Below are 23,924 nucleotides of genomic sequence, written 5' to 3' on the forward strand. Positions count from 1 at the left end.
ATGACTTACACTCCGAACAGTCTGGAGGGTCTGAAGGGTTCGGACTGTTCGGGCGGCCCTTGTTCGCGCCCCGCGACTGTTCGAACTGTTCAGGACTGTTCAGAGACCGGGTCGACGCGAGGCCGCCCGCGACGGCTAGTCCTCCTCGTCATCCGGCGGCAAATCGAACCCGCCTGACGGCGGGTACTGCTGGCCACCGGCGTCGCCGTCCTTCGTGTCCACCACGTCGGCGGCGCGCTCCGCATCAGTCTTCAGACGGCCGCCCGAGCGCAGCACGCGGCCGACGCCGTCCCGGCCGCCACGGATGACCTGGAGGTCGGCCAGCGCCCGCCCGAAGGCCGTCTGGGACATGGGTTTTTCATCGCGCTCGGTGATGAAGGCCTTGTAGCTGGCGTAGAGCTCGGACGCCGGGGTCGAGGCCCCTTTGTCGAGCACCAAGTAGTCGCTGACCCATTCGGCGAACGGCGAGGCCCCCTTGCGATACTCGTCGATCGCCTCAAGCACCCGAGGCGGATCCTGAAGCCCCTCGACCATCCAGCGCTGCACGCCCTCCACGATCCAGTTCAGGATCCCGGGCCACTCGGCCGCCAGCTTGCGAGGCAGTTCCTTGTCCTCGGTCCCCTTCTGGATCTGATTTTCCCAGAGGAGCAGCTTCAGACGTCGCCAGATCCCTTCGTCCGAGCCCTGGGGCTGGGGCCGGGCGTTACATTCCATGAAGACCTTGCCGACGGGCTCAAACTCGAAAATCCCCTCCCGGAGATGCCGCGCCGTGATGTTGCCGCCGCCGGTGAAGCTCTTGATCCGGTCGTCCGACAGCTTGGCGTTCTTGGGCGGCTCGGCGGTCGAGACCAGGCGCGTGTCGCCGGCCAGACGGGCCAGATCGGGGCTGGCGTCGCCGCCGCCCTTCATTCCAGTCTCCAGGAAGGTCTTCACGTCGGCCGTCGCCGCGTAGCTGCCGAACAGCTTGCGCAGCATGTTCATGAACGTCGATTTGCCGTCCCGACCCTTCCCCTGGAAGATGATGAAGGCCTGTTCGGTGGTGTCGCCCGTCGCGCCGTAGCCGGTCAGCACCTGGAGATAGCGCCGCAGCGCTTCCTGGGGCTGCCACGTGGCCAGCACGGCGTGGAACGTCGGCGCCTGGGCGGTCTTGTCGTAGGACACGTCCGCCATCCGGGTCAGACGATCGGCCGGGTCGTGGCGGTCCTTGAACGTGACCTCGGCGCGAACGACCTTGCCCTGGGCGTCCCGAACGCGGCGGAAGAACAGCGTGCCGTTCTTGACGTTCAGAGCGAAGGGATCGAGGTCGAAGCTGTCCAGCTCGACCTCCAGATACGTCTTGGCCACCTTCAGCATGGCGTCCATGCGCCCGCTGTTGCCGCAGCTTTCGGCGAAGTCGTAAGGGGCGTCGATTTCCTTCTTCGCCAGCTTCTTCTCGATCGCCTCGTCCGACAGGATCTTGGCCTGGTCGTGCATTCCCCGGGCGACCTTGGCCGCCCATTTCCGGGCCAGGCCCTCGCCGGCCTTCAGGTCCCAATGCTGGCCGTTGAACCCGACCCAGCCGTGATTGCGGACATAGAGGACGGTCGCGGCCGACAGGTCGCTGACCTCGCCGTCCTTGTCGACCTGGCCGCCTACGTTGCGGATAAACCGCAGGGCGTTGCCGAAGTCGTTCAGCGGGTACGCGCTCAACTCTTTTGCCGACGGGCCGCCGCTCAACGGCGACGCGCCCAGAAACTCACCATCGGCCACTAGGATTGCCCTCCTGTGTTGAAGCCGGCGCTACTCGCCGGGGCCACGAGGCGAACCCGGTTCGCCGCCGTGAAATCGGTGGAATTGGTCGACCAGGCCTGTTCAGCCAGGCCGCCGAAGAAGCGGGCCGCTGCGTCGCCTTCCAACTGGAAGGGTCGCGTCCCGCCGGCGAAGGCCCGCGCCCGCATCGGCGGTCCACGAAGATCCCGGCGAACGGCCAGGACGACGTGCGACTGGCCGCTGGCGCGCCACGGCGGAGCCGCAGGATCCAGCGCCGGCGCATCGGGATTGACCCTGCCCCAGCGATCCCCCAGGGCGACGCCGGCGAAGGTCGACAGGCGCGGCGCCACCACGGCGCCGGCGTCCATCTCCTCGGCCCAGGCGTTGGTCAGCAGGTGCCAACCGTCCTGGATGTCGATCGCGACAATCAGCACGTCGGGTCGGCGATCGGTCGACAGCGGCGTCAGGAACGCCACCTTGCCATCGGTGTCGCCGACCAGGTTGGTGAAGCGGTCGGCCTCGAAAGGCAGGACCGCCAGGGCCTCGACGGGATCGCCGTCGGCCTTCAGCAGCGGGACCAGAAGCGCAGGGCCGTTGCGGCCGTCACCCAGCGGCGCGGCCGGATGAACCCGAAAGCGGGTCAGCACGTCGGTACTGCCGCCGGGGGTGCTGGACAGTCCCCGCGCCTCGAACCACTTCGCCGAGGCCTTCACCCACGGCGATCCGGCCGAGGCCCACAGCCGAGCGGCGAACTCCCGCTGGCTCAAACCCTCGTCTACCCCTTCGGCCGCCGGCGCCCCCCCGCCTTGAGGCGGCGACGGGCGGCGAGCCCGATCCTGGGGCGCGCGATCCGGCGCAGAGCGCGGTTGGCCCTCTCCCCACAACAGGGCGCGGTCGACCTGGCGCTCCAGCTGGGCCGCCGTCATGGCGTCGGGAACGTGCGCCATGCCGGCGTCGATCAGCGAAGCCCGTGCGTAGTCGCGGTCGATTTCGCCGCCGGCGACGAGACAACCGATCGAGCACGCGCTTCGATAAACGGTGGTGTCGCGTTGGCCCTTGGTCGCGCCGAGGATGGTCCTGACCGCGCCGTCCAGGGCGGCCTCGCCATAGGGGCTTGCTCGACCAGCCGCCGGCGCACGGGGTTTCACCGGTTGGCGCGGGGCCACCGGCTCAGGGGGCGGGCAGACCAGATCCAGCAGCCAGGCCGGAGCTGGAGCGAAGTCGATCTCCAGCGGCGAGCGGCCTGGCGTCCAGGCGTAGAGCCGGCCTGGGGGTATGCCCTCCTCGGGCTTGCCGGGGTGAACCGACGGCGGCGCGACGATGTAGCCGCCGTCGCCGCGCACGTCGATCTTGGCCCCGATCCGCTCTTGGCTGCGCTTGCTCATGTTGCGCACCGGGAAGTCTGGGTTCCAGGCGAAGCACAGGTGACGGCCCCGGCCCGTCGATTGCTGGACCGTCGCGGGCAGCGCGCCGTGCTCAGCTTCCAGGCGCGCGATCGCGGCCTCGGCCTCCGGCCCATCCAGGTCCAACACCCAGAAGCCGGAGACTGCGCCGGTGGCGATCCCGATGTTGCTGTCAGGCCGCGCGCGGACCGGCCGCCGGTCCTTGGCGGCCGGCTTCAGGTCGAGTGGGCAGTTGCCGCGCCACCAGTCGCCGACCACGGCCGGCATGGACGACGCGCCTTTGAAGCCCGTCGTCCGGGCGTAGGGCTCTTTCGTCCGGGGGCGCAGCGGGAACACCGCAACGCCGCGCCGGCCATAGGCCAGGGCGTGGTCGATCAGGCGAACCGGGTTCGTCATTTCGCGCCACCTATGGTAGCGCTTGGGCCATGGACGAAATTGCTTTCGTAAAGTGGATTGGCGGCAGCTCGGCCCTGGCGTCTTGGGTTCAGGCCGTAGGCTCGATCGCCGCGATTGCCGCCACCGCTCTCGTGACGATCCACGGTACGCGAGAGACCCGTCGGGCGATATGGCGAGAACAGCGCGACGCCGTTTCCCGCCATATCGATGCACTCGATTTGTTGGGTAACAAGCTGTTTTCCCCCACCGGCCAAAGAGCCATCAGATCGCCCATCGGCGGCATCATCATCATTCTCGTGCACCTGATCTTCAAAGCAGCAGGCACCTCGGGGCGAATTGATCCTCGAGAAAAGGTGAAACTTAACCAGTTTATTGATGTCGCAAACGAGCACTGCGAGGCGGCCGAAGGATACAACTTTCCATCGCACTACGACCGCATGAGAGCAGTATCTACACTTCAGCGTTTCGCAGCCAGAGCTCGCGCCATTATCTATGACATTGAGGTCGGCACTTACTCTTCCCGCGATGGTCAACACTATATTTTCGTCGACCTGATTGAAATTTGCGTCGATATTAACGAAGAGCGCAGGGCGTTCAGGGCGCTCCTTCGGTCCATGCGCTAAACTATCCGGCGCCCGGACACCGTGCTCGATCAACACATCCTCGACGTTGGCCACTACGACAGCGGTCGCCATCGAGTGGTTCCGCCAGTTGCCCGTATTGTTGGCCGCATCGCCCAGCGACCGCACGCCAGCCCAGCGCAACACAGCGCGCGAGCGGTCGGCCAGGTCAGCGATGTCGTCGATGTGCAGGTTACGCGAAATCATGCGGCCTCCCGCCGCTTCATGGCTTCCAGCGCTTCGGCCGGGGTCCTGCCCAGCAGCATCCAAAGCGCCCAATCGATGTCTCGGCGGGTCGTGCCCAGCATCTCGGCCAGCTGGTCGAGATCGCCGCCCAGACGGTTCAGCTGGCGCAGGTGATCCAGCGCCGCGACCGTCCAACCGGAACTGTGTGTGCCCCCCGCCATGCCCCTATCCGCCCGTGCTCAGCTGCTGGATCATTCGGCCGCCCCCGGCTTCAGGGCGGCGGCGGCGTCGGCCAGTCGGGTCGCGTGGTCGGCCAATGACCGGGTGACCTTCTGGACGTCGCGGATCTCGCCGGGGTCGCGGTGGCCGTCGGCGTCCATCGTGTGGACGCTCTCCAGAGCGGCCGCGCTGGCCGCGACGGCGCCAACGGCGGCCGCCACGATCGACGAAGGCGTTTCGCCGGTGATCGCCCGGCTCGCCGCGCCAGTGACGATGTCACGACCCGCGACCGCTTCCAGGGCGCAGATCTGAAGCATCGTCATCTGGTCGTCGTGCCGGATGTTCTGCAGGGTCGAGACGCGCTGGACGGAGACGCCGAGGATAACGGCCGCGGCCTCCAGGCCACCGACGGCGGCGACCAGTTGGCGCACGTGCGCCTTCAACTCGCCGGGCGTGAGCGACCGGCTCATTGAATTTCTCCTCTTTTCTCAATGGTGGAGTTCGGTTCGGTATCGGCGAGGTTGTCCCCCGCAATCGACGGGACGGTGGGGGGCAATTGGGGACCGAGACCTTGGGCGGCCAGCAGTTGGTCGAGGTGATGCCGCGCGGCCTCAAAGTTACGCAGGGTCGGCGACACGGCGCCGATCTGCCAGCGACGCCAAAGGGTGGGGTGGATCCCAGCGCCCTTGAGCACAGCCGTGGGCGCCACGCCCGCACGGGCGCAATCAACTTCGAACTCGGCCAAGAGGCCTGGGCGTTCCGAGACGGTCATAGTGAGCTTGAATGCTGCATTAATGCTGTTCGCGCAAGTGCATTCATGCTGCTACCTCGCACAGCATTCCCGCTGCATGGTCCGCCGCGCATGGACGCGCCGCAAAAAATCCGGGAATGGCTGGAAGAGATCATCCACAAGACAGGATGGTCGGCCGCGCATTGGGCGTCCGAAGCTGACGTAGCCGCGTCTACGGTTCAGCGGGCACTGAAGCCCGAGTACCCCTTTGTTACGTCCAGTAGAACGCTTTCCAAGCTTGCCGCCGCCGCCGGCGTTTCGCCGCCCGACCTTGTCGATCCCGCGCCCAACGCAAAGCCCGCGACGTTCCTTGAGATCCGCTACGAAGTCGGCGCCGGCATGTGGCGGCGAGTGGATGACGTTCAAGAATCATACGGGTCTGGCCCCGTAATGGCCGACCCGACCTTCGCCGGCTTTCCCCAGTGGCTTGAGCGGGTAGTCTCCGACAGCATGGACCTGGAGTACCCGGTGGGGACGCTCCTTCACGTGGTCGATGCGATCCCCATCCACTACTCGATCCGCCACGGCGACCATGTAGTGATCGAGCGTAAGCAGATGGGCGGATCGATGGTCGAGCGGACGGTCAAGGAAGTCGTCGTCACGCCAAAGGGCGGCATTCAGTTCTGGGGGCGCTCGCGGAACCCCAAATGGAACCAGGCCCTGCCGATGAATGGCGATGGTAGCGACGAGACAGAAGAGGTGTCGATCGCCGCGCTCGTGCTGGGAAGTTACCGCCCACGCAGGTGAGCACCACGCGAGCAAAAATGAGAAAGGCCCCGCCGTAAAGCGGGGCCTTTGCATATGTAGCGCTAGACCATCTAAGCGAACACTATTCGCCAGAGAATACATCCCCGAAGAACTGCCCGATCATAGCAGGAAGGCTGGCGCTTTCGGCCCCGCACCTCTTCGTCGCCTTCGCGTTATTCAGCGCCACGACGCGATTGTTGATCGCCTTTTCGGCATCGGCCTTCGCCATGGCGTTGCCAATCCCGTAATCGCCGAGGAAACCGGCAACCGACCGCCAATCAGTCTTGGCTGTGTCCGTGATCTGCTTGCGAACTTCGTCGGCGCGGATCAGCTCCAGGTCGATTTCACGGCAGCTCAGCGCGGACGCTTCGGCCGCACCTAGGCCGGTCGCGATAGGATAGCGCTTGGTAGCGCAGCCGCTTGCGACGCAGGCGATAGCGATCACGCCGAGAACAATAGTCTTCCTCATAGGTCCCCCCTTACCCACCCGATCGGTGGGCGAATAGCAGCGTTCTACGTTAGCGGACGCGAGCTATCAACAGATCTACCGCGTAAGGCGATTAGGGCACCTCGAAGGTGCCCGAAACCCGAATGCAGCATAAATGCTGTTGCTCCGACGCAGCATTAATGCTTTTTTGCACCCGTAACCAATCGGGGAGCGCTTCAGTGCAGGTCACGAGCACCACACAAGACGCCGTCGACACCCTCGTCGACAGCGTCCTCCTTTCCTCGCCGGGCTTTAAGATCGCGGCCATCAAGGCCGAGGCCCGCGAGATCCGCGGCGCCCCACAGGGCATCGTCCAGTTCACCTTCGGCGGCATCGAGTGGAAGCTGGGGGCCGACGCCGCCCACGCCGCCGCCCAGGATCTTTCCATCGCTGGCGCAGTGATCGAACAGCCCCAGGTCGCCCAGGTCGGCCGGCGGTTGGCCATCGCCGCTTTCCAGGCCAAGGCCGCCGCCGCCTGCTTGATCGTGAGGGCGGCATGATGCGCCCGGTCCCGAAAGCACTGCTACGCGCCCTCATGACCGGCCGCGTTATCCTCGCTGCCGAGCCGGCCAAGGGCGCTCGGCTGTCGGAGGAAACCGTCAAACGGGCAGTGCCCGCAGGCTCTACGCCTCGCCCTCCGGAGACGCGCTCGTGAGCGCCGCCTTCGCCGCATCGGCCAGTGCCGCAAGCCCCTCCCAGTCGAGCAGAAACGTCGCTGTGTGGTCGCGGATGTCGACCGCCAGCCGGCCAGGCGCGCCCTGCTCCGGAGCCGAAACAACGATCCGCTCGACGAGCCCCGCGAAGCCGGGGCGATCGGGCCGCCGCTCGACGATGGAAACGAGGCGCTGGGCCAAGGTTAGTGCCGCGACGTCGTCGATGAGCATCACCGTGGGGTCCTCTTCGGTACCCACCCAAACCGCTACCCGACCGTCTTCCATTCGCTGCACGGCGGGTGTTCCCGCCACTTGCACGACTACGCCCATCCGCAACGCCTCCTCGAAAAAGGAGCGCCACCATGGCTGATTCCAAGTCCCCCAAGAACGCCCCGCCCATGTTCACGCTGATCCGCGACTGGGCGGGCGGCGTCGAGCATCACCAGAACCTCGACGGCCTGGCGCTGCGGATCCAGGCGATCCGCGCCCGTCGCGGCCTCACCATCACGCCGTGCATTGGAGCCCACGACGCCGGCGACGAGTTCGAGGGCTTCAACGTCTCTGTCACGCCCCGAGGCGGCTCGCCCGAGTGGGTGGCGACCATCGTCCTTCCCCACGCCCAACTGGACGCCCTGAAGGGCGCGATCCAGCGCGCCGCCAAGCCGCTGCAAAGGGCCGCCTGATGACGGACGAGATCCTCGACCTCTACCTGTCCGCCATCGGCGAGGCCTGACGCCCATGCGCCGCCGCCCTCGCCGCCACTTCCGCACCTTCACCCCGCTCGCCATCGCCTTCTTCGGCCTCGGCGCCGTCTCCACCGCCCTCGCGGTCATCGTCTTCATCACGCAGGCCTGACATGGACATTCAACTCGCCTTCCAGAACGCCGACGTCCTGCGCGCGATCATCGCCGCCGGCCCCGCGATCCAGCTGGGGCAACTGGCCACGGACACCGGCAAGGACCAGTCGAACCTGCGCCGCACCATCGAGCGGATGGAAAAGGCCGGTATCGTCACCCGCGAACCCGGTTCGCTGACGGTCGTCGCCGACGCCCTGCGCGTCATCGCCGCCGCCGACGTCGCCGAGGGCAAGGCGAACCCGGTTCGTGCGCCCGAAGGCCACGCCTACCGCTTCCATCGCCAGATCCGCATCGGCGAGTTCAACCCGCGCAAACACTTCGACGAAGAAGCCCTCGACCAGCTGATGCACGACATCGTGGATCGCGGCCTGAAGACGAACCTGGAAGTCCGCGCCGACGACGCCGAGCCCAATGCCGAGGGCCTGTCGACCAACGAACTGATCGCCGGCGAACGCCGCTGGCGCGCGATCGGCCGCGCCATCGCCCAGGGCTTCCTGCCCGATGACTTCCCGATCCTGGTCAAGGTCGAGAACGTCTCCGACAGCGAGCACGCCCTAGCCGCGCTGCTCGAGAACCTTCAGCGCGTCGACCTCAAGCCGCTGGAAGAGGCGGTGGCCTTCGACCGCCTGGTCAACATGAACGGCTGGACGACCGCCCAGGTCGCCGACCGGGTGAAGAAGACCCAGCGCTTCGTTCAGCTGCGCCTCTCGCTGCTGAAGCTAACCGAGGACCAGAAAGCCCGCCTCGACAAGGGCGAGATGACCGTCAAGGACGCGCTCAAGGCGCTCGCCAATCGCCCCGACCCGGTCGAGGCGTCAGCCGTCGACCTGCTGGTCTTGGCTCTGATCTGGACGAATGCCAACCCAGCGCCGGAGAAGTACCTGAGCTACTGGCGCAAGGGCGAATGCCATATGTCGGCGGCTGATCAGCCGCTGATCGCCTCGCTCATTTCGCGCGGCATGGTCGAAACAGAGGAACCGACCAAGTGGGAACCGAAACACCGGATCGGCACCACCTGGAAAGGCTTTCAGGCGCTGGAGCAGCACGCCACTGAGCTGGTGAAGGCGGACACAACGGACGCCCGCAAGGGCGCGATGATGTCGGTCGACAACAACGCCTACGCCGCTGACAAAGCGGCCAGCACCGAAGCCATGGGGCTCAACCAATGGCTCGGCAAGCCCATGCTCAATTCGCCGATCGTGCAGAGGCTGATCGACGAGAAGGCCGCCGAGGACCTGGCGCGGGCCGAGGCTGAGCGCGAACGGCAAGCAGCCATCGCCGTAGCCGAGGCGAAGGCTGACGCAGCCGAGGCCATCGCCAACGGCGTGATCGACCGCATCCGCAAGCTGGAACTCGATGAGCCCGCGCTGGACCGGAAAGAGTTCGGCGCGGCGTTTAACGCCCTCATTGAGAGCCTGGGCTACCAAGGCCCCTTCCGGCTCGAACTGCGCTCGCCGGGGCTCGACCGTTTCAACCAACCGCTGCCGGAAACCTACGTCCTGGTCGATGCACGCGGCGAAATGCTTTCCGCCAGCGGCGCGCGGTTCGTTGCCGTCCGTCGCCTCCAAACTGTGGCGCTGAACTACGCCATGGGTCTCGCTGATGTCTTCAGCGGCCATGACATCATCCGCCCCTCGGACGAGGAGACCGACAGCGAGGACGAAGCTGAGGATCCGCAGAACGAGGTCGAGTTTCTAGACGCCATCGCCGCCCGCTTCCGGGACCACTGCGGGGTGGAAGCGGCGCTGGCCATAGACCTTGCCCACAAGGCGTATGCCCGCAACTTCGAAGGCGAGGAATGCGAGTACGGCGACGAGCGCTTCACCTGGGATCTGCTTGACGCCCAGCTGATCGCCGACGGTTGGGCCGAGGACTACCCCGAAACCCTGTCCGCGACGGAGGCCTGATCCATGGACCTCCTCCTCACCGTCCTCGCGATCGCCGTGGTCGGCATCTGGGCGGCCGCCTCGGCCTACATGCTCGATGTCGCAACAGAGGCCGCCGACCAGCAATGCCGCGCCCTGGACGCCTTCGACTGGCTCCAGATCGCCCTCGGGCCAATCACCTACATCACCCTCCTGGTGGAGAGCCGCCATGACCGATAATGCCAGCCTTAAGACCTTGCCGCTCGCCGACGCCGTCCGCCAGGTCTCGGCCTGGCTGGAAGATTGCGAAGATCTCCTCGGCTTGAAGCCCGACCGCGATCTTCCCCGGCCGCCCTTCCGCCTGGACGAGGCCTGGGTGGTCGTGCGCCTCGCCGCCGACCAGCTGGCCGTGCCCACAAAGGGCGAGATCCCCCACCAGCTGGTTGGCATCGCCCAGCATCTGGAGACCGAGCGCGGCCCCGACTTCCCTGCCCGCCGCGCCGTGCTGCTGGAAGCCGCGCGGCAGCTGTCGGCCGGCCAGGATCCTCAGCGAGCCCTGCGATGACCGCAGATCAGCCCCGCGGCTTCACCTACCTTGGTCCGACCACGGAGGCCCGCTTCGCAGCAGCCTTCGCCGTAGCGGCCGTCATCACCGCCAAAGCCGCGAGCGAACTGCTGGGGCTTGACGCCGACACTCTGTCCGCGATGACTGACGCCGGAGTGATCAGGGCTGTCCGCAAAGGCCGGGTGCGCTCCTACACCGAGCGGGATCTCCGCACCTACCTGACCGAGGGCCCTGATGCGCGCGTCGCGTCTGATAGAGAACCGAAGAGTAAGGCCGCGCCCGTCCGACAAGGCAAGGTCGTGCCATTCTCGGCCCGCAAGGGAGCCAAGGCCCGCTAGGCCTCGTCCATGAGCGTCTATCTGCCGAAGAAGAGCCGCTTCTACGCCTACGACTTCGTGAAGGGCGGGAAACGCTACACCGGATCCACCGGCGTCGAGACCCTGCGCAAGGCCCAGGAAGTCGAGCGCAAGATCCGCAACGACGTCGCCTTGGGGCTGCACGACACTCAGGCCGGCATGACCCTCGACCAGGGCGCTGGCCAGTGGTGGTCCGAGGTCGGCCAGCACCTCAACACCGCCGAGGACGCCGAGCGCCGGATCGAGATCCTGCTGCGCCTCATCGGCAAGGACACCCGCCTCGTCGACATCACCACCCGGACGGTGGCCCGCGCGATCGAGAAGCGACGCGGCGAAACCTACGCCAAGGGCAAGGACCGTCCAGGCGCCCCGGCCAAGCGCTACCCGATCTCCAACGCCACCGTGAACGCCGACATCATCGTCACCCTGCGCCGGATCCTGCGCCGCGCCGAGGTCGTGTGGGAGGTGAAGCCCCTCCCGGCCATCGACTGGAAGGTGCTGACCTTGAAAGAGCCTGAGCCGGAAATCCGGCTCTACACGGCCAAGCAGCGCGCGGCCTGGGCGGCCGGCTGCGACGTCGCCTGTCGCTTTCCGTTGAAGATGCTCATCCGCTACGGCCTGCGCCTCAACGAACTGTTTTTCCCGCCTGAAGCCTACCTGCCGGCTGACGAGGAGTTCGGCCCCAGGCTGGCCATCAACAAGCGCAAGCGCGGCGTCATGCTGCTGCCGCTGCGGGAAGACGACGCGCGCGAGATCGCCGCCCGGGTCAGCCGCGCCCAGGCCCTCGGCCTGGAAAGCATCTGGTACGAGGAAGAGGCCCAGCCTGCACGCGGGCGTTACAAGGCCAAGAAGCCCGGCGACCCGATCACCTATTATGGCCTGTCCCAGCGGCTCAAGAACGGCGCCAAGCGCGCCGGCCTCAAGATGCCGCGTCTGATCCACGGCGCCCGCCACCACGCCGGCACCGTCATGCTGGGCAAGACGGGGAACCTGAAGCTCACCCAGCAGCTGCTAGGCCATGCCGACATCAAGTCGACCCTGCGCTACGCCCATGCTCTGGAGAGCGACCTGCGCGCGGCGTTGGAGGACGACGGCATCCGCGCCCCCACTGATCCTCAGTCGGGTAAGCAGGCTCGGGGCGGAAACAGGGGTTAGCGCTCTAATGCATGTAGTCGGCGGATCGAACAGCCGTCGCCACGATCAGCGACCGGCTCGGCCATTGCCGAGAAGAGCCGGTGGACGGGTCTGCTAAGGGTGGTGAGCGGAAGTTAGCGAACTAGCCCTGGCGGCCACGGGATCGGCATCGAGGTATGGCGCTTCGGCAACCAGTCGAGCAAAAAGTCCCAAGCAGGCTGGTTCGAGACAGATGCCAAACCTCTGATCGTCTCTGACTGGAGGTGATACGCCTGAACAAGTTCGTCCAGAGACGTTGGAATTCTCTCCAGCCTGACTTTCACCCGCTCGACCCATTCGCTGATCGGCACATCCTCTCCGGAAGCAGCGAGAAAGTCGAAATCTCGATCGTTCCCCAAATGCCACCCGACGAATGTTGAGCGGAATATTCCTTGATCGGCAGACGGGTAATTAGCATCGAGCCAAGAGCGAAATTCTAGCACTTCGATCGCGATCACTCCCGTCAGGTTAAAACCCCAAGGATGTCTAATTTCATGCGGGAAGTATTGCGGCTTGATCGCTCCCTCGCTGGGAACTTCCCAGCCTGGCTGAACCTGGGGCCGCAACTTCCTACGAGAAAGGCCATGCGCTTTTAGGGCGTCGCTTAGCCCCGCGCGGAAATCCTTGATGTTGTTCGGGGTCATTCGTCGCCTGCAAGCTGCACCGCGACGTTGTGCCAATTTGCGGGGAGTCTGCAACGGGTCGGGAGCGGGAATTAGCGCCGGCGCTGAACGCGGACATGGCGCCCGTCGCCAACGAGCGGACTATTCTGGCGTCAGCTGGGGGTGGATTGCGGACCCGTGCCGGTCTAGCGTCGCCTTATGAATAAGCGCTGGATAGTTGTCTTAGCCGTTGTCCTCCTCGGGCTCGCTGCGTCGGCCATCTACGTTCGGTTCTCACCGGCTGTGGCCCAGGATGCTTGCCTCGATGGAGGTGGAGCATGGCGGAATGGTGAGTGCATCCGCGAACAAAAGGCCGCGCACTCCGCGGTTCCTGAGGACGCAGTCATGCAAGGGGCATTGACGCGAAACGGCTCGCTGGACGGGCGGGCCGCGTTCGATATTGATCTGCCTGACGACTGCAGAATGACCACCAAGGGCTTCATGGTGGACTATCAGGTGTTCAAGGTCACCTGTGGCAAAGGGGATTACGCCGGGGTCTATGTCGGCAACTTCGGAGATGAGACGGTCCCGAGAAGCCGGACCCTTCGCACCCAGTTTGGCTGGCCGACCCAAGTACAAGTCTGGAGCAACATCGTTCCAGGTGATCAAGCCCGCGCCGACGCTATCGCCGCATCGGTGCGGCTAAGAGCGCTGAAATAGCGGGGCACCTGTGCGATTGTCATCGGACATTCCCGAAGCCGGCTAAGGGTCGGGACGCCATAGCGCGGGATTTCGAGATCGTCCGCAGTCACACTGGCAAAAGCGATAGATGAGCTGAGTATTCACTGAACGGTCGGAGTCGACCGCCAGCGCAAAGGGCGCCGCGGGCGCAACTTTACCAACTTAACAAACTTTTCAAATTGTCCTACCATGGCCTATCGGAGGCGGGTCATGGCGAATTTGGACAGAGAGGGGCCCGGTAACCCCGGATGGCAGAGCCGAAAAGTTGACGAAGCGGCCGAGGGTCAACCGACATACGAGGAAAGCGCGCCCCCTGCTGCGCTTAATAAGATAACAAAGCTCGGCATCCAGAGCACGGAAGCTGTACAAGCTTTACCCAACAAGGACCCGGGCGGCGTAGCAATGCTATTGCATGGCTATAGCATCGCAATCGAACGATCCCGAGCGCTTGGACAACCTGTCAACTTCCTTGTGGAAGTTTCCCCTGATGGACTGGTCGCTTTAACTCCCATTGCAGAGGGAACTGTCGCGTCCGAACACGGGGATCCAGAGTCTCGAGCATCGGATTTTAGCCGATCAGATCCCTTAGCCGCCGCACGCGAGCGTGGTCGGCTTAGGGCCGCAGAAATCCTAGCCGGCGAGGAAATGGTGAGCGCCGACGTGTTTGCAACGCTTCTCGGCACAACGCGCGTAACGGTGAATACGAAACGTCAGGGTGGACTGCTATTAGGCCTCGACGGTGCCAAGCGTGGCTTTCGCTTCCCATTATGGCAGCTCGATGCTGATGGCGTGCCTTACGCCCAAATCTCGGCGCTTCACGAACGGCTAGGCGGCCCCTGGGCTGTTTATCGCTTCTTGATGCAGCCGCACGGCGAACTCGGAGGCTTGACCGGATTGGAGGCGCTAAAGCGGGGTAAAAGCCTAGCAGTTATTGACGCCGCAGAAAGCGTCACAAGAGGCTCCCATTAGCTCCAAGAGAGTTGCCACCTCGTGCTATCTCCGGGCGCCGAGCCGCTGTTAGGGCGTTGACGTGGAAATCGCTCCGCTCTTAGCTGCGCCGGCTAACTAGCCAAAGCCACCAAAACTCAACGCCCGCGGCGCTGGGAAGCGCCGCTCTTAACTGGATCCGATACGCGTGTCGCGGTCACCCGCGACGCGCTCGTCGAGCAAGGCGGTGGCGCGTTCGGCCTGGCGGTGGCCGGCGACACCAGCACCGACTGGTTCGTCGAGGGCCGGCTGGAGCTGATCGGCGGCCAGGCCGCCGGCGAACGACTGCACCCCTATGCCGCGGTCGGCTTCCGCTCACGTGTCGGCGGCGACGAGGCCCGGGCCTCGGGAACGCTGGTCGGGCTAGCCACGCCGTTGTCCGTCACCGGCCTCGACCAGGACGGAACCCTGGCCACGCTCGGCTTCGGCGCGGCCTACGACCTGTCGCGCGGCTTGACCGTGTTCGGCGGCTACGACGGCGCGTTCGGCGACAACGGCCGCCAGGCGGCGTCGCTGGGCCTGCGCTGGGCGTTCTGACCAACGCTCGCCCCGAACGAAAACAGGGCGCGGAACCTAGGTTCCGCGCCCTGCTCTCTTCCGGCCTGATCCTCAGGCGCTACTGGCCCAGCAGCGTCTTTCGCCAGAACATGATGCTGCTCCAGAAGTAGTAGTCGGCGTTTTCCTTCTTGCGGAAGACGTGGCCGTCGTTCTTGGCCAGCAGGTGCCAAGCCTCTCCGCCCTTTGCGCGGACGGCGGCGATCATCTGGTCGGCTTCCGAGGCGGGCACGCGCGGATCCGTGCCGCCGGTGGCCACCAGCAGCGGGATGGTGATCTTGTCGACGCTGGTCAGCGGCGAGATCTTCATCAGCTGGGCGCGCTGCTTGGGATCGCGCTCGTCGCCGTATTCCACGCGGCGCAGGTCGCGGCGGTAGGACTGGGTGTTCTCCAGGAACGTGACGAAGTTGGAGATCGCGACGTAGCAGTTGGCGCCCTTCAGGCGCGGGCTGTAGTGCGTGGCCGAGGCGTAGCACATGTAGCCGCCATAGGAGACGCCGTTGACCGCGAAGCGGTCGGCGTCCAGGGCCGGCTCCTTGGAGAGGGCGTCGAGGAAGGCGCCGACGTCCTTGACCGAGTCCTCGCGCTTGAACGGCCCGTTGTCGAGATTGACGAAGCGCTTGCCGTAGCCCGACGAGCCGCGGACGTTGGGGAAGAACAGCGCCACCCCCAGCTCGTTGACCAGGTAGTTGTTCCCGCCGAGGAAGTCGGGACGGGTCTGGCCTTCGGGACCGCCGTGAATGTCGACGATCAGCGGGCGCTTGCCCGGGAACCTGGCCGGATCAGGCTGGTAGAGGAAGCCCGAAACCGTCTCGCCGTCGAAGCTCATGATCTCCACGAGGCGCGGCTCGACGTTCCTGGCGGGGTCCAGACCGCCGGTCTCGCTGTGGGTCCACTGGGTGACCTTCAGCGTCTTGGCGTCGATCGAGAAGGCGTCGCCGGCGACCTTGGCCGAGGACATCGACAGGCCGATGTCGCCCCACGGCGAGATCTCGATGGCCGGGCCGATGCTGTAGGGGATGACGCCCCCCGGCAGGCCCTCGACGGTGCGCACCGCGCCGCTGGCTAGGTCCATGACCCGCACCCGCGACACGCCCGCCTCGTTGATGGCGTAGACCGCGAAGCTTCCGTCGGGGGACAGGGCGAAGTCGGAGACGTCCCAGCGCGCTTCCTTGCTGACGGGAACGAAGGCCTTGGTCTTGGCGTCGAGGCGCCCCAGGCGCAGGAAGTCGCTGTCCTTGTCCGAGGTCAGCCACACCGAGCCGTCGTGCGCGTAGTGGGGATCGACGAACGAGGCCTTGGCCTTGGGGTCGGTCAGCGGGGTCATCGCGCCGCCGGCGAGGTCCAGCTCGTAGACCATGGCCTCGTTGATCGACATGCGATTGAGCACCAGGGCCTTTTTGCCGTCGGCTGAGAAGTCGGCGATGTTCCAGCCGCCGCCGGTGACCTTGGCGACCAGGCGGTCGGTCTTGGGATCGCGCGGGTCGACCACATAGAGGTCCATGTCCGCGCCGTTGCGGCGCGAGGAGGCGTAGCCGACCTGCTTGCCGTCGGGCGCCCAGGCGCCGAACCAGTTGCGGCTCTTGCCGTCGGTCACCAGGCGCGGGCGGCCGTCGACCAGCAGGTAGAGCTGGTAGAACTCGTCGCCGCCGACGTCCTTCTGCAACACCAGGGCGTCGCCGGCCGGCGACAGGGCGGCGGCCAGGATCGGCTCGGCCTCGAAGCTCAGCTGGCGGCGGTCGGCGTCGGGCCCCGCCACAGTGTGCACCTGGTCGGTGCCGCCGAAGCGGGTCTTGATCAGCATCGAGCGGTCGGCCGCGTTCCAGCCCAGGAAGTTGGCGTGGCGGGCCTGGAGATAGGGCGTGGTCGCCGAGACCAGCTCCTGCGGGATCGGAGGCAGGCCGTCGGCGACGATGGCGGCCGGAACGGCGGCGACGGGCGCGTTTTGGGCCATGGCGAGGCCGCCGCTCGCCGCCAGCAGGGCGAGCGTCAGGGTGAGGCGCGAGATCATGGGAAAATCACCAATCTGGGGGTGAGGCGCCGCCGGTCCGGAGGGAGGGCCGGCGGCGCGGGTATCGGCCGGGCCCGGAGCCTTTGGGGGAAGGCTCCGGACCTCGCTGGGTCTGGCGCGGCCGGCGGGGGCGACGGCGCGCGCCAGGTCCTAGCGTCCCTAGAAGCGCATCCGCGCGCCCAGGGTCACGTAGCGACCGATGACGTCGTAGTAGGGCGAGTAGAGCGAGCCGATCGGCGGCTCCTTGTCGAACAGGTTCGTGGCGTTGGCGTAGAGTTCGACATTGTAGCCGCCCACCTCAGGCAGCTTGGCGCGCACGCCCAGGTCGACATAGGTGTAGGCCTTGATGTGGCCGTTCACGAGATCGACGGTGTTGTTGTAGTTGCCGGGCGAGATGTAGCGGGCCCGCAGGTTGGCCCCGAACACCGGACCCGAATAGTCCATGCTGCTGACGACCCGGAACTCCGGCACGCCCAGGCCGAACGAGTAGCCCTGCGAGCGGACGTAGTCGATCTCGCTGACCCCGTCGTTGGTGGTCAGGTTGTTGACCCAGGTGCCGACCGTGCGCAGGCGCAGGCGGCCGTCCAGGCTCGAGTGCACGCGCGAGGCGTCCATCGAATAGGACATCTCCACGTCGACGCCGTCGGTCTTGTAGTTCGACAGGTTGACGTAGGTGGAGACGATCCGGGTGATGGCGTTGGTGGCGCTGTCACGGGTGATCCGCGAGCACATGTCCTGGTTGCCGGCGGCGCAGCGGGTGACGATGTCCTGGGCGCCGATCGTGGTGATCACGTCGTCGATGTCGATGTTGTAGTAGTCGACCGAGACGTTGAAGCCCGGCAGCTGCGGCGGCGAATAGACGAAGCCGGCCGTGAAGGTCTTGGCCGTCTCGGGCTGCAAGGCCTGGTTGCCGCCGCCGTTGGTCAGCACATAGACGCTGGAGCTGGTCACCGGATCGACGATGGTGTTGTACCCCGTCGTGCTGGTGGTGAAGAGCTCGGTCAGGTTGGCCGAGCGGATGTCGCGCGACTGGGTGATCCGGCCCCGGAAGCCGGGGAAGAACTCGTTGGTGGCGCCCAGCTTCCACGACCAGATCGAGCCGGTGGTGTCGTAGTCGCTGATACGGGCGGCGGCGTTGACTTCCAGCTTGTTGAGCACCGGCACGTCGCGGACGACGGGCACCAGCACTTCGGCGAAGGCTTCCTTGACCGTGAAGCTGCCCGACATCGCCGAGAAGCTGAACGAGGTGAAGGCCTTGGCCGTGTCGAGCGCGCCGACCGAGCGGTCGACCGACTCCTTGCGGGCCTCGCCGCCGACGGCGATCGAGACGGGACCGGCCGGCAGTTCGAAGGGCTCGCCGCGCAGGCTGAAGCCGCCGACGTCGAGCTTGGAAGTCTCGCGCATGCTGGGCGTGCCGGTGACATAGGCAATGGCTTCGGCCGACGGCGCGCCTTCGCCGAACAGGTTGATCGGCACGCAGTTGCTGGTCGGGTTGGTCAGGGCGACGCGGCAGACGGCCTGGCCGGTGGTCGGGCTGATCACCGAGTCCACGGCGTTGGCGTAGTTCTGGGTCAGCAGGAACCCGGGGGTGTCGATGTTGTTCTCGTTCTCCCCGTGGCTGTAGTAGGCGCTCCAGCGCCAGCCGTCGCCGAACGAACCGTCCAGCGCGATCGTGCCTTGCGTCGCCACGCGTTCGAAGTCGATGGTCGAGTACGACAGGTCGCTGTTGAAGCGGCCCATGGTGAACTGGGTCTCGCCGGCGTTGGCCAGGGCGGTGCGCACGGCGGTCGGCAGGAAGGCGTTGTCGGCCTTGATCGTCAGGTTGCCGCGGTTGTGGTCGCCGAACCAGACGTAGTCGTTCCACATCCGCGAGTGGCGCAACTCGGCGGTCAGCTTGACGCTGTCGGTCAGGTCGTAGGTGACGCTGGCCATGGTGGCGTAGCGGCGCTGGGGCGTGACCAGCGGCGACAGGTCGTCGTTCGAGGGGCCTTCGCCGCCGATCGAGTTGGTGCCGCTGACCGTGCCGTAGTCGAAGTCGCGCAGGCTGCCGTCGGGATTGAAGGCCTTGCCCTTCAGCACGCCCGACATGATCAGGCCGCCATAGGCCGCGTTCGAGAAGCCGACGTCAGGCGCCAGCTTGTAGCGGCCGTCGCCGTTCGGAACCGTGGCCCAGCGGCCGATGTCGGGACGGCTGTTCTTGGGAACCACGCCTTCGTTGTTGAGGAACTCGCCGCCGATCACGAAGTGGCCGCGGCCGTCGGCGAAGCCCGTGCCCCAGGCGCCTTCGACACGCACCTGCTCGGCGTCGTCAAAGGACGAGATGCCGCCTTCGACGCCCAGCTTTCCGCCGGTGAAGTTGCGGTCGATCATGATGTTGGCCACGCCCGCCACGGCGCCCGAGCCCCAGGCGGCCGAGGCGCCGCCGGTGACGACGTCGACGCCCTTGACCAGCACGCTGGGCACCACGTTCAGGTCGTTCTCGCCCGAGAAGCGGCGGCCGTCGATCAGCACCAGGGTGCGGCTAATGCCCAGGCCGCGCAGGTCGAGCGGCGCATTGCCGGCGCCGGTGTTGGTGCCGGTGGTCTGGGCCGAGGTGGTGGCGCGGAACTGCGGCAGGTCGTTCAGGGCCGCGGCGATGTTCGGGCGCGCGCCGACGGCCAGGTCGGCATCGGTGACGCGGACGGTCGGGGTCGGGGCCTGGAAGCCGGCGCGGTCGATGCGCGAGGCGGTGACGACGATCTCGCCGACGCTGTCGTCGGCCTTGTCGCCCGAGGTCTGGGCCAGGGCGGCGCCGTGAAGGGCGAGCGCCGCGGGCAGGATGCTGGCGCCGATCAGCAGGGCGCGGCGGGAGTGACGTGAAAATGCCAAGTGAGATCCCCTCTCAAACATGCAGTCGACAGTCGCCCCCGCCCCGAGCCGTCCATGATCTGGACGGTCCAGCAGCCGCGATCCGCCAGCGGCGCACCACGCGCCGCTCGCCAGATCGCAAGGCGTTCCTCTGCCCCCGCTGTCCTGTTGGCCTGAGAGATTCGGAACGCACCGCGCCCTTGCTCCTTCGGCGAGACGCTCCTCGTGGAGGCGCGCCTGCTTTCCAGCGTCCTTGTGCTCCGCGGTCCTTTTGCCTGAGCGTTTCCGGGGCGGTTGCGCCTTCGGCGTCGGGTAGAACCTGATCTCTTCCGCAAGAGCGAGGACCAGTTAGGCCGGGCGTTCCGATGTCGGCAAAACCGCCGGAAGCGGCACGTTTTCGCCGCGCCTCGACCGATGCGCGGGCACGTTCTTCCTGAAGTTCAACCCAGGGGATCGCGGCGTCGCCCGTCGGTTTCAGCCGATCGGGGCCCCGTGACAGGTCGGTGACAGCTTCACGGCGCGGACGTCCGGCATAAAAATGGGCTGGCGCTCGGCCCGGCAGGCCAATTTGCACAAATAAAGATCAGAAATTGATCAATCCACGGGCGCCTGATTGCGATCGCCCCGGGCGCGACGCCAGCGGGCCAGCATCTCCTCGCGCCTTCCCTGGTCGAAATTCGCCAGCAGGGCCGGTCCGACCCGGATCGGCCGGCCGCCCGGCGGCGGGGCCGCGCTCAGCCCCTCGCGGATGGGCGTCAGCCGCGCCTGCGCCAGACGCCGCTGACCCTCCTCCGACATCAGGTAGTCGAGGAACAGGCGCGCGGCCTTCGGGTGCGGCGCCGACCGGGTGATGAAAGCCACCCGCGCGATCGACAGGTAGTAGTCGCTGGGCGTGACATAGCCGATGTCCGGCCCCTGCCCTCGCGCCCACCAGTCGGCGTAGGAGCGGTTCATGTCGTAGGCCAGCAGGTGCTGGCCGGCCGTGACGCTGGCCAGGATCGGCGCGCCGGGCACATAGAGGCCGGGATCCGAAGCGGCCAGGGCGTCGTACAGCGCCCAGGCGTCCGGATAGACCACCGTGTCGCTGGACATGTAGAGGAACCCGACCCCGCTCTTTTCCGGGTCGTACATGGCGATCCTGCCGCGCCAGCGGGCCGGGTCGTCGCGCAGGGCCCCCAGCAGCGCCGCATGGCTGCGCGGCACGTCCTCCTCTTTCAGCAGGCGCTTGTTGTAGGCGAAGACGATCGGCTCGGCGGTGACCCCGAAGCCCTGGTCTCGCCACACCGCCCAGGCCGGCAGGTGGCGGGCCTCGGGGCTGCGATAGGTCTGGGCGTAGCCGTCGTTGATCAGCTTGACCTGGATGTCCATCGACGAGCTCCAGGCCACGTCGGCGACGGGCGCGCCGCTGTCGGTCTCGGCCATCACCCGCGCCTGCAGGGGGCGGGCGGCGACCTCGACCATAGTCAGCTTGATCTTGGGAAACCGCTTGCGGAACCCCTCGGCCACCGGGCCGTAGACGCCGGTGTTCACATAGACGACCACCTTGCCCTCGCGATGTGCGCCCATCACGTCCCAGCGGCTGGTCGCCTGGCCCTCGACGCGCGGCGCGCAGCCCGCCGCCAGCGCAGCCAGGCCCGCCGCGCCGATCAGACCCAGCGCCCGGCGTCTCTTGACCTCGACTGTCAATCGGCGTCGGATGGCCGGCGCTCCCCTCGTTTCGCGTCGTGACCCGCTACATCCCCGATGAAGATACTCGTTGTCGAGGATGATCCGCCTCTGCGCCGCTCGCTGACCGCCACCCTCGAGAGCGAGGGCCACCAGGCGATCTGCGCCGAGACCGGCGAGGCGGCGCTCGCCCTGGCCCTGCCCGGCGACTTCGACGCCATGATCCTCGACATCGGCCTGCCCGACATCGACGGCTTCGAGATCCTGTCGCGCCTGCGCCGTGAGGGCTTTTCCACCCCGATCGTCGTGCTGACCGCCCGCGACGCCGTGCAGGACCGCATCGCCGGCCTGGACATGGGCGCCGACGACTATGTGCTCAAACCTTTCGACCCGTTCGAGCTGGTCGCCCGGGTGCGCGCCGTGGTCCGCCGCAAGAGCGGCTATGCCGCCCGCATCGTCACCCTGGGCTCGCTGACCTGCGACTGGGAGGCCGGCGCGGCCTGGGTCGGCCAGCGGCGGCTGGACCTGCGCCCCCGCGAGTGGGCCGTGCTCAAGGCCCTGGCCATGCGTCCCGGACGGGTGGTCGACCGCGGCCAGCTGGCGGCCGAGGTGTTTCCCGACGAGCAGCCGGCCTCGCCCAACGCCCTTGAGGTGCATGTGGGCCGGCTGCGCCGCAAGCTTCAGCCCGACGGCCCGCAGTTGCAGACCCTGCGCGGCGCCGGCTACCGGCTGGATCCGTGAGGCGGCGGCGCCCGCCCAGCCTCGTCGCCCGCCTGCTGATCGCCCAGGTGGCGCCGCTGGCCCTGCTGGGCGCGGCGCTGGCCCTGGCCGGCGCCCTGGCCGCCCACCAGGTGGTGGAAAAGACCTCCGACCGGCTGCTGGCTGGTTCGGTGGCCTCGATCGTCGCCCAGATCGGCGCCGAGGACGGCCGCGCCAAGGTCGCCCTGCCGCCCTGGTCGCTGGGCCTGCTCGACAGCCCCGAGCGCGACGCGGTGTTCTACGCCGTGCGGCAGGGTCCGAGGCTGGTGACCGGCTATGACGACCTGCCCCATCCGCCGGCCCCGCCGCCCAACGAGACCGACTTCGCCTACGCCGACATGCGCGGCTATCCCGTGCGCATCGCCCAGGCGACGGTGATGGTGCCGGGCGTGGCCGACCCCGTGGTTGTCGCCGTCGCCCAGAGCCTGGACTCTCGCCGCGCCAGCGTGCGCGAGTTGCAGTTCAACTTCATCATCCTGCCGCTGCTGCTTGTGCTGGTCGCCGCCGCCCTGGTCATCCCGGCCGTGACCTGGGGCCTGGCCCCGTTGCGCAGCCTGACCGCCGACCTGACCCGCCGCGCCCAGTCCTCGCGGCCCGATTTCGCGCCGGTGCGCGACCTGGACGCCCCGGCCGAGCTGTCGCCGGTGGTGGCGGCCTTCAACCGCCTGATGCCGAGCCTTGAGCGCTTCACCAAGGCGCTGGAGCGGTTCTCGGCCGACGCCTCGCACCAGCTGCGCACGCCGCTGTCGGTGATCATCGCCAACCTCGCCCTGGTCGAGCGCACGATCGACGCAGAGCCGCAGAAATCGCTGCTGAAGGACTCGATGGCCGCCGCCGCCAACCTGCGCCAGGTGCTCAGCCAGCTGCTGGCCCTGGCCCGCTCTGAGGCCGCCGCCGTCGAGGGGATCAGCGACCTGCGGCTGCTCGTCGAGACCATCGCCGCCGAGGTGGCGCGGGACTATCCGGACGTGGTCTTCCGCCGCCGCCTGCCCGAAACCGCCATCGCGGCCGGCAATGCGGTGCTGGTCGGCGAGCTCCTGCGCAACCTGGTGTTCAACGCCTGCGCCTATGGCCACGGAAGCGTGTCGCTGGTGGTCGCGGCCGACAGCGCGGGACTTCGGCTGACGCTCTGGGACCACGGCCCCGGCGTTCTCCTTGAGGAGATCGGCCGCATCTTCAGCCCGTTCTTCCGGGGCAAGAGCAAGACCGAGACGAACGGCGCGGGCCTTGGCCTGGCGATCGTGCGCTCGATCGCCCAGCGGCTCGACATCGGCCTGGCCGCGCGCACGCGCGCGCCGCGGCCGGGGCTGGTGGTGGAACTGCGGTTCGCCGCGGCCGACTAGGCCCGCTCGACCATGCGGCGGAAGATGTCGTCCAGGCGCGCGCCGGCCGGCTTTTCGGCGACGGGGGCGGCGGCCTTGATCGGCTCGGGCGTCGGCTCGCAATAGGCCTTCAGGAAGCCTGACTCGACGGTCACCGCGTCCTCGTTGGCGGCCGGGGTGCAGCCGAAGACGTTGCGCAGGGCCAGGGCCATCGCCTCGCCCTCGCTGAGGGCCGCCTGGGCCTCGACCACCGGCGCCGCATCGTCGAAGACCTGCTCGAACACCTGGTAGGGCAGGTTCGCCTGGTTGATCATCGAGAACAGTCGGTTGACGTCGCCAGCCATGGTTCGGCTCCACCGCTTCCAGCGG

25 protein-coding genes, 1 pseudogene and 2 riboswitches are annotated in these 23,924 nt (G+C 67.1%); of the genes and pseudogenes, 13 read left to right on the forward strand and 13 right to left on the reverse strand.

What is annotated here, in order from left to right:
• Window positions 1–135 precede the first annotated feature (135 nt).
• Genes SGCZBJ_RS12650 through SGCZBJ_RS25650 form a run of 6 tightly spaced genes read right to left on the reverse strand, consistent with a single transcriptional unit; the run spans window position 136 to window position 5,318 of the window.
• On the reverse strand, window positions 136–1,689 hold the full coding sequence (locus SGCZBJ_RS12650; protein ID WP_165799312.1) for a DNA primase family protein: 1,554 nt from the start codon (window positions 1,687–1,689) through the stop codon (window positions 136–138).
• Between the two features lie 59 nt (window positions 1,690–1,748).
• Window positions 1,749–3,548 carry a bifunctional DNA primase/polymerase gene (locus tag SGCZBJ_RS12655; RefSeq protein ID WP_101718351.1) on the reverse strand — a complete coding sequence of 600 codons (1,800 nt, stop codon included), beginning with the start codon at window positions 3,546–3,548 and terminating at the stop codon, window positions 1,749–1,751.
• Window positions 3,545–4,375 carry a hypothetical protein gene (locus SGCZBJ_RS25400; RefSeq protein ID WP_133149249.1) on the reverse strand — a complete coding sequence of 277 codons (831 nt, stop codon included), beginning with the start codon at window positions 4,373–4,375 and terminating at the stop codon, window positions 3,545–3,547. Before SGCZBJ_RS25400 ends, SGCZBJ_RS12655 begins: the two co-directional genes overlap by 4 nt.
• The gene (locus SGCZBJ_RS12665) at window positions 4,372–4,575 is read right to left on the reverse strand and encodes a hypothetical protein (protein WP_101718353.1); all 204 of its coding nucleotides are present in this window, start codon (window positions 4,573–4,575) and stop codon (window positions 4,372–4,374) included. The genes SGCZBJ_RS25400 and SGCZBJ_RS12665 overlap by 4 nt, the downstream gene beginning before the upstream one ends.
• 30 nt (window positions 4,576–4,605) lie before the next feature.
• A complete protein-coding gene (locus SGCZBJ_RS12670; protein ID WP_101718354.1) occupies window positions 4,606–5,043 on the reverse strand; it encodes a hypothetical protein in 438 nt (145 codons plus the stop codon).
• The gene (locus SGCZBJ_RS25650) at window positions 5,040–5,318 is read right to left on the reverse strand and encodes a hypothetical protein (protein WP_165799313.1); all 279 of its coding nucleotides are present in this window, start codon (window positions 5,316–5,318) and stop codon (window positions 5,040–5,042) included. The genes SGCZBJ_RS12670 and SGCZBJ_RS25650 overlap by 4 nt, the downstream gene beginning before the upstream one ends.
• Before the next feature lie 117 nt (window positions 5,319–5,435).
• On the opposite strand from SGCZBJ_RS25650, the gene SGCZBJ_RS25265 reads away from it, so the two are divergent.
• Window positions 5,436–6,110, forward strand: a complete 675-nt coding sequence (locus tag SGCZBJ_RS25265) for a S24/S26 family peptidase (protein WP_205685379.1) — start codon at window positions 5,436–5,438, stop codon at window positions 6,108–6,110.
• Between the two features lie 82 nt (window positions 6,111–6,192).
• Here SGCZBJ_RS25265 and SGCZBJ_RS12680 read toward each other — a convergent pair whose 3' ends face one another.
• The gene (locus tag SGCZBJ_RS12680; RefSeq protein ID WP_101718356.1) at window positions 6,193–6,579 is read right to left on the reverse strand and encodes a hypothetical protein; all 387 of its coding nucleotides are present in this window, start codon (window positions 6,577–6,579) and stop codon (window positions 6,193–6,195) included.
• A 197-nt stretch (window positions 6,580–6,776) separates the two neighbouring features.
• Between SGCZBJ_RS12680 and SGCZBJ_RS12685 the strand changes: the two genes are divergently transcribed.
• Complete coding sequence (locus SGCZBJ_RS12685) at window positions 6,777–7,097, forward strand: hypothetical protein (RefSeq protein WP_101718357.1); 321 nt, start codon at window positions 6,777–6,779, stop codon at window positions 7,095–7,097.
• Window positions 7,098–7,220: 123 nt separating this feature from the next.
• Here SGCZBJ_RS12685 and SGCZBJ_RS12690 read toward each other — a convergent pair whose 3' ends face one another.
• A complete protein-coding gene (locus SGCZBJ_RS12690; protein WP_101718358.1) occupies window positions 7,221–7,580 on the reverse strand; it encodes a hypothetical protein in 360 nt (119 codons plus the stop codon).
• 32 nt (window positions 7,581–7,612) lie between these two features.
• Between SGCZBJ_RS12690 and SGCZBJ_RS12695 the strand changes: the two genes are divergently transcribed.
• The 6 genes from SGCZBJ_RS12695 to SGCZBJ_RS12720 all read left to right on the forward strand — a co-directional run bounded on the left by SGCZBJ_RS12695 (window position 7,613) and on the right by SGCZBJ_RS12720 (window position 12,048).
• The gene (locus tag SGCZBJ_RS12695) at window positions 7,613–7,933 is read left to right on the forward strand and encodes a hypothetical protein (protein ID WP_133149252.1); all 321 of its coding nucleotides are present in this window, start codon (window positions 7,613–7,615) and stop codon (window positions 7,931–7,933) included.
• 173 nt (window positions 7,934–8,106) lie between these two features.
• Window positions 8,107–10,014 (forward strand): ParB/RepB/Spo0J family partition protein, encoded by a 1,908-nt coding sequence (locus SGCZBJ_RS12700; RefSeq protein WP_101718360.1) that lies wholly within the window; start codon window positions 8,107–8,109, stop codon window positions 10,012–10,014.
• Between the two features lie 3 nt (window positions 10,015–10,017).
• Entirely contained in the window at window positions 10,018–10,212 is a 195-nt protein-coding gene (locus tag SGCZBJ_RS12705) for a hypothetical protein (protein WP_101718361.1), read from the forward strand.
• Window positions 10,202–10,537: a hypothetical protein gene (locus SGCZBJ_RS12710; protein ID WP_101718362.1), complete on the forward strand. Its 336-nt coding sequence runs from the start codon at window positions 10,202–10,204 to the stop codon at window positions 10,535–10,537. The genes SGCZBJ_RS12705 and SGCZBJ_RS12710 overlap by 11 nt, the downstream gene beginning before the upstream one ends.
• Window positions 10,534–10,875, forward strand: coding sequence for a helix-turn-helix domain-containing protein (locus SGCZBJ_RS12715; protein ID WP_101718363.1), 342 nt, complete (start codon window positions 10,534–10,536; stop codon window positions 10,873–10,875). Before SGCZBJ_RS12710 ends, SGCZBJ_RS12715 begins: the two co-directional genes overlap by 4 nt.
• A 9-nt stretch (window positions 10,876–10,884) precedes the next feature.
• Window positions 10,885–12,048, forward strand: a complete 1,164-nt coding sequence (locus SGCZBJ_RS12720) for a tyrosine-type recombinase/integrase (protein ID WP_101718364.1) — start codon at window positions 10,885–10,887, stop codon at window positions 12,046–12,048.
• Between the two features lie 113 nt (window positions 12,049–12,161).
• Here the strand turns inward: SGCZBJ_RS12720 and SGCZBJ_RS25405 are convergent, their stop codons facing one another.
• Complete coding sequence (locus tag SGCZBJ_RS25405; RefSeq protein WP_133149253.1) at window positions 12,162–12,710, reverse strand: hypothetical protein; 549 nt, start codon at window positions 12,708–12,710, stop codon at window positions 12,162–12,164.
• Window positions 12,711–13,073: 363 nt separating this feature from the next.
• Here SGCZBJ_RS25405 and SGCZBJ_RS12725 point away from each other — a divergent pair, with 363 nt between their 5' ends.
• The 3 genes and pseudogenes from SGCZBJ_RS12725 to SGCZBJ_RS12735 all read left to right on the forward strand — a co-directional run.
• Window positions 13,074–13,388, forward strand: a complete 315-nt coding sequence (locus tag SGCZBJ_RS12725; protein ID WP_101718365.1) for a hypothetical protein — start codon at window positions 13,074–13,076, stop codon at window positions 13,386–13,388.
• Window positions 13,389–13,619: 231 nt separating this feature from the next.
• The gene (locus SGCZBJ_RS25880; protein WP_205685380.1) at window positions 13,620–14,378 is read left to right on the forward strand and encodes a hypothetical protein; all 759 of its coding nucleotides are present in this window, start codon (window positions 13,620–13,622) and stop codon (window positions 14,376–14,378) included.
• Window positions 14,379–14,564: 186 nt separating this feature from the next.
• A pseudogene (locus SGCZBJ_RS12735) lies at window positions 14,565–14,933 on the forward strand (autotransporter outer membrane beta-barrel domain-containing protein); the annotation flags it as partial.
• 79 nt (window positions 14,934–15,012) lie between these two features.
• On the opposite strand, the gene SGCZBJ_RS12740 reads toward SGCZBJ_RS12735, so the two are convergent.
• The 3 genes from SGCZBJ_RS12740 to SGCZBJ_RS12750 all read right to left on the reverse strand — a co-directional run bounded on the left by SGCZBJ_RS12740 (window position 15,013) and on the right by SGCZBJ_RS12750 (window position 21,495).
• Window positions 15,013–16,962 carry a S9 family peptidase gene (locus tag SGCZBJ_RS12740; RefSeq protein ID WP_101718368.1) on the reverse strand — a complete coding sequence of 650 codons (1,950 nt, stop codon included), beginning with the start codon at window positions 16,960–16,962 and terminating at the stop codon, window positions 15,013–15,015.
• A 159-nt stretch (window positions 16,963–17,121) separates the two neighbouring features.
• The gene (locus SGCZBJ_RS12745; protein ID WP_101718369.1) at window positions 17,122–19,830 is read right to left on the reverse strand and encodes a TonB-dependent receptor domain-containing protein; all 2,709 of its coding nucleotides are present in this window, start codon (window positions 19,828–19,830) and stop codon (window positions 17,122–17,124) included.
• Between the two features lie 137 nt (window positions 19,831–19,967).
• Window positions 19,968–20,059, reverse strand: a riboswitch (glycine riboswitch).
• Window positions 20,060–20,062: 3 nt separating this feature from the next.
• Window positions 20,063–20,151: riboswitch (glycine riboswitch) on the reverse strand.
• Window positions 20,152–20,403: 252 nt separating this feature from the next.
• On the reverse strand, window positions 20,404–21,495 hold the full coding sequence (locus tag SGCZBJ_RS12750; RefSeq protein WP_101718370.1) for an ABC transporter substrate-binding protein: 1,092 nt from the start codon (window positions 21,493–21,495) through the stop codon (window positions 20,404–20,406).
• 57 nt (window positions 21,496–21,552) lie between these two features.
• Here SGCZBJ_RS12750 and SGCZBJ_RS12755 point away from each other — a divergent pair, with 57 nt between their 5' ends.
• Window positions 21,553–22,215 carry a response regulator transcription factor gene (locus tag SGCZBJ_RS12755; protein ID WP_101718371.1) on the forward strand — a complete coding sequence of 221 codons (663 nt, stop codon included), beginning with the start codon at window positions 21,553–21,555 and terminating at the stop codon, window positions 22,213–22,215.
• Window positions 22,212–23,576, forward strand: a complete 1,365-nt coding sequence (locus tag SGCZBJ_RS12760; RefSeq protein WP_101718372.1) for a sensor histidine kinase — start codon at window positions 22,212–22,214, stop codon at window positions 23,574–23,576. The genes SGCZBJ_RS12755 and SGCZBJ_RS12760 overlap by 4 nt, the downstream gene beginning before the upstream one ends.
• Here SGCZBJ_RS12760 and SGCZBJ_RS12765 read toward each other — a convergent pair.
• The gene (locus tag SGCZBJ_RS12765; RefSeq protein ID WP_101718373.1) at window positions 23,573–23,899 is read right to left on the reverse strand and encodes a hypothetical protein; all 327 of its coding nucleotides are present in this window, start codon (window positions 23,897–23,899) and stop codon (window positions 23,573–23,575) included. The genes SGCZBJ_RS12760 and SGCZBJ_RS12765 overlap by 4 nt on opposite strands.
• Window positions 23,900–23,924 lie beyond the last annotated feature (25 nt).

The sequence above is a fragment of the Caulobacter zeae genome, assembly GCF_002858925.1.
Lineage (GTDB): Bacteria > Pseudomonadota > Alphaproteobacteria > Caulobacterales > Caulobacteraceae > Caulobacter > Caulobacter zeae.

Bases quoted from the DNA above. Each gene is read 5' to 3' on its own strand.
- SGCZBJ_RS12655 (WP_101718351.1), bottom strand. From the start codon at position 3,548: ATGACGAACCCGGTTCGCCTGATCGACCACGCCCTGGCCTATGGCCGG.
- SGCZBJ_RS25400 (WP_133149249.1), bottom strand. From the start codon at position 4,375: ATGATTTCGCGTAACCTGCACATCGACGACATCGCTGACCTGGCCGAC.
- SGCZBJ_RS12665 (WP_101718353.1), bottom strand. From the start codon at position 4,575: ATGGCGGGGGGCACACACAGTTCCGGTTGGACGGTCGCGGCGCTGGAT.
- SGCZBJ_RS12670 (WP_101718354.1), bottom strand. From the start codon at position 5,043: ATGAGCCGGTCGCTCACGCCCGGCGAGTTGAAGGCGCACGTGCGCCAA.
- SGCZBJ_RS25265 (WP_205685379.1), top strand. From the start codon at position 5,436: ATGGACGCGCCGCAAAAAATCCGGGAATGGCTGGAAGAGATCATCCAC.
- SGCZBJ_RS12680 (WP_101718356.1), bottom strand. From the start codon at position 6,579: ATGAGGAAGACTATTGTTCTCGGCGTGATCGCTATCGCCTGCGTCGCA.
- SGCZBJ_RS12690 (WP_101718358.1), bottom strand. From the start codon at position 7,580: ATGGGCGTAGTCGTGCAAGTGGCGGGAACACCCGCCGTGCAGCGAATG.
- SGCZBJ_RS12695 (WP_133149252.1), top strand. From the start codon at position 7,613: ATGGCTGATTCCAAGTCCCCCAAGAACGCCCCGCCCATGTTCACGCTG.
- SGCZBJ_RS12700 (WP_101718360.1), top strand. From the start codon at position 8,107: ATGGACATTCAACTCGCCTTCCAGAACGCCGACGTCCTGCGCGCGATC.
- SGCZBJ_RS12705 (WP_101718361.1), top strand. From the start codon at position 10,018: ATGGACCTCCTCCTCACCGTCCTCGCGATCGCCGTGGTCGGCATCTGG.
- SGCZBJ_RS12710 (WP_101718362.1), top strand. From the start codon at position 10,202: ATGACCGATAATGCCAGCCTTAAGACCTTGCCGCTCGCCGACGCCGTC.
- SGCZBJ_RS12715 (WP_101718363.1), top strand. From the start codon at position 10,534: ATGACCGCAGATCAGCCCCGCGGCTTCACCTACCTTGGTCCGACCACG.
- SGCZBJ_RS12720 (WP_101718364.1), top strand. From the start codon at position 10,885: ATGAGCGTCTATCTGCCGAAGAAGAGCCGCTTCTACGCCTACGACTTC.
- SGCZBJ_RS25405 (WP_133149253.1), bottom strand. From the start codon at position 12,710: ATGACCCCGAACAACATCAAGGATTTCCGCGCGGGGCTAAGCGACGCC.
- SGCZBJ_RS12725 (WP_101718365.1), top strand. From the start codon at position 13,074: ATGCAAGGGGCATTGACGCGAAACGGCTCGCTGGACGGGCGGGCCGCG.
- SGCZBJ_RS25880 (WP_205685380.1), top strand. From the start codon at position 13,620: ATGGCGAATTTGGACAGAGAGGGGCCCGGTAACCCCGGATGGCAGAGC.
- SGCZBJ_RS12740 (WP_101718368.1), bottom strand. From the start codon at position 16,962: ATGATCTCGCGCCTCACCCTGACGCTCGCCCTGCTGGCGGCGAGCGGC.
- SGCZBJ_RS12755 (WP_101718371.1), top strand. From the start codon at position 21,553: ATGAAGATACTCGTTGTCGAGGATGATCCGCCTCTGCGCCGCTCGCTG.
- SGCZBJ_RS12765 (WP_101718373.1), bottom strand. From the start codon at position 23,899: ATGGCTGGCGACGTCAACCGACTGTTCTCGATGATCAACCAGGCGAAC.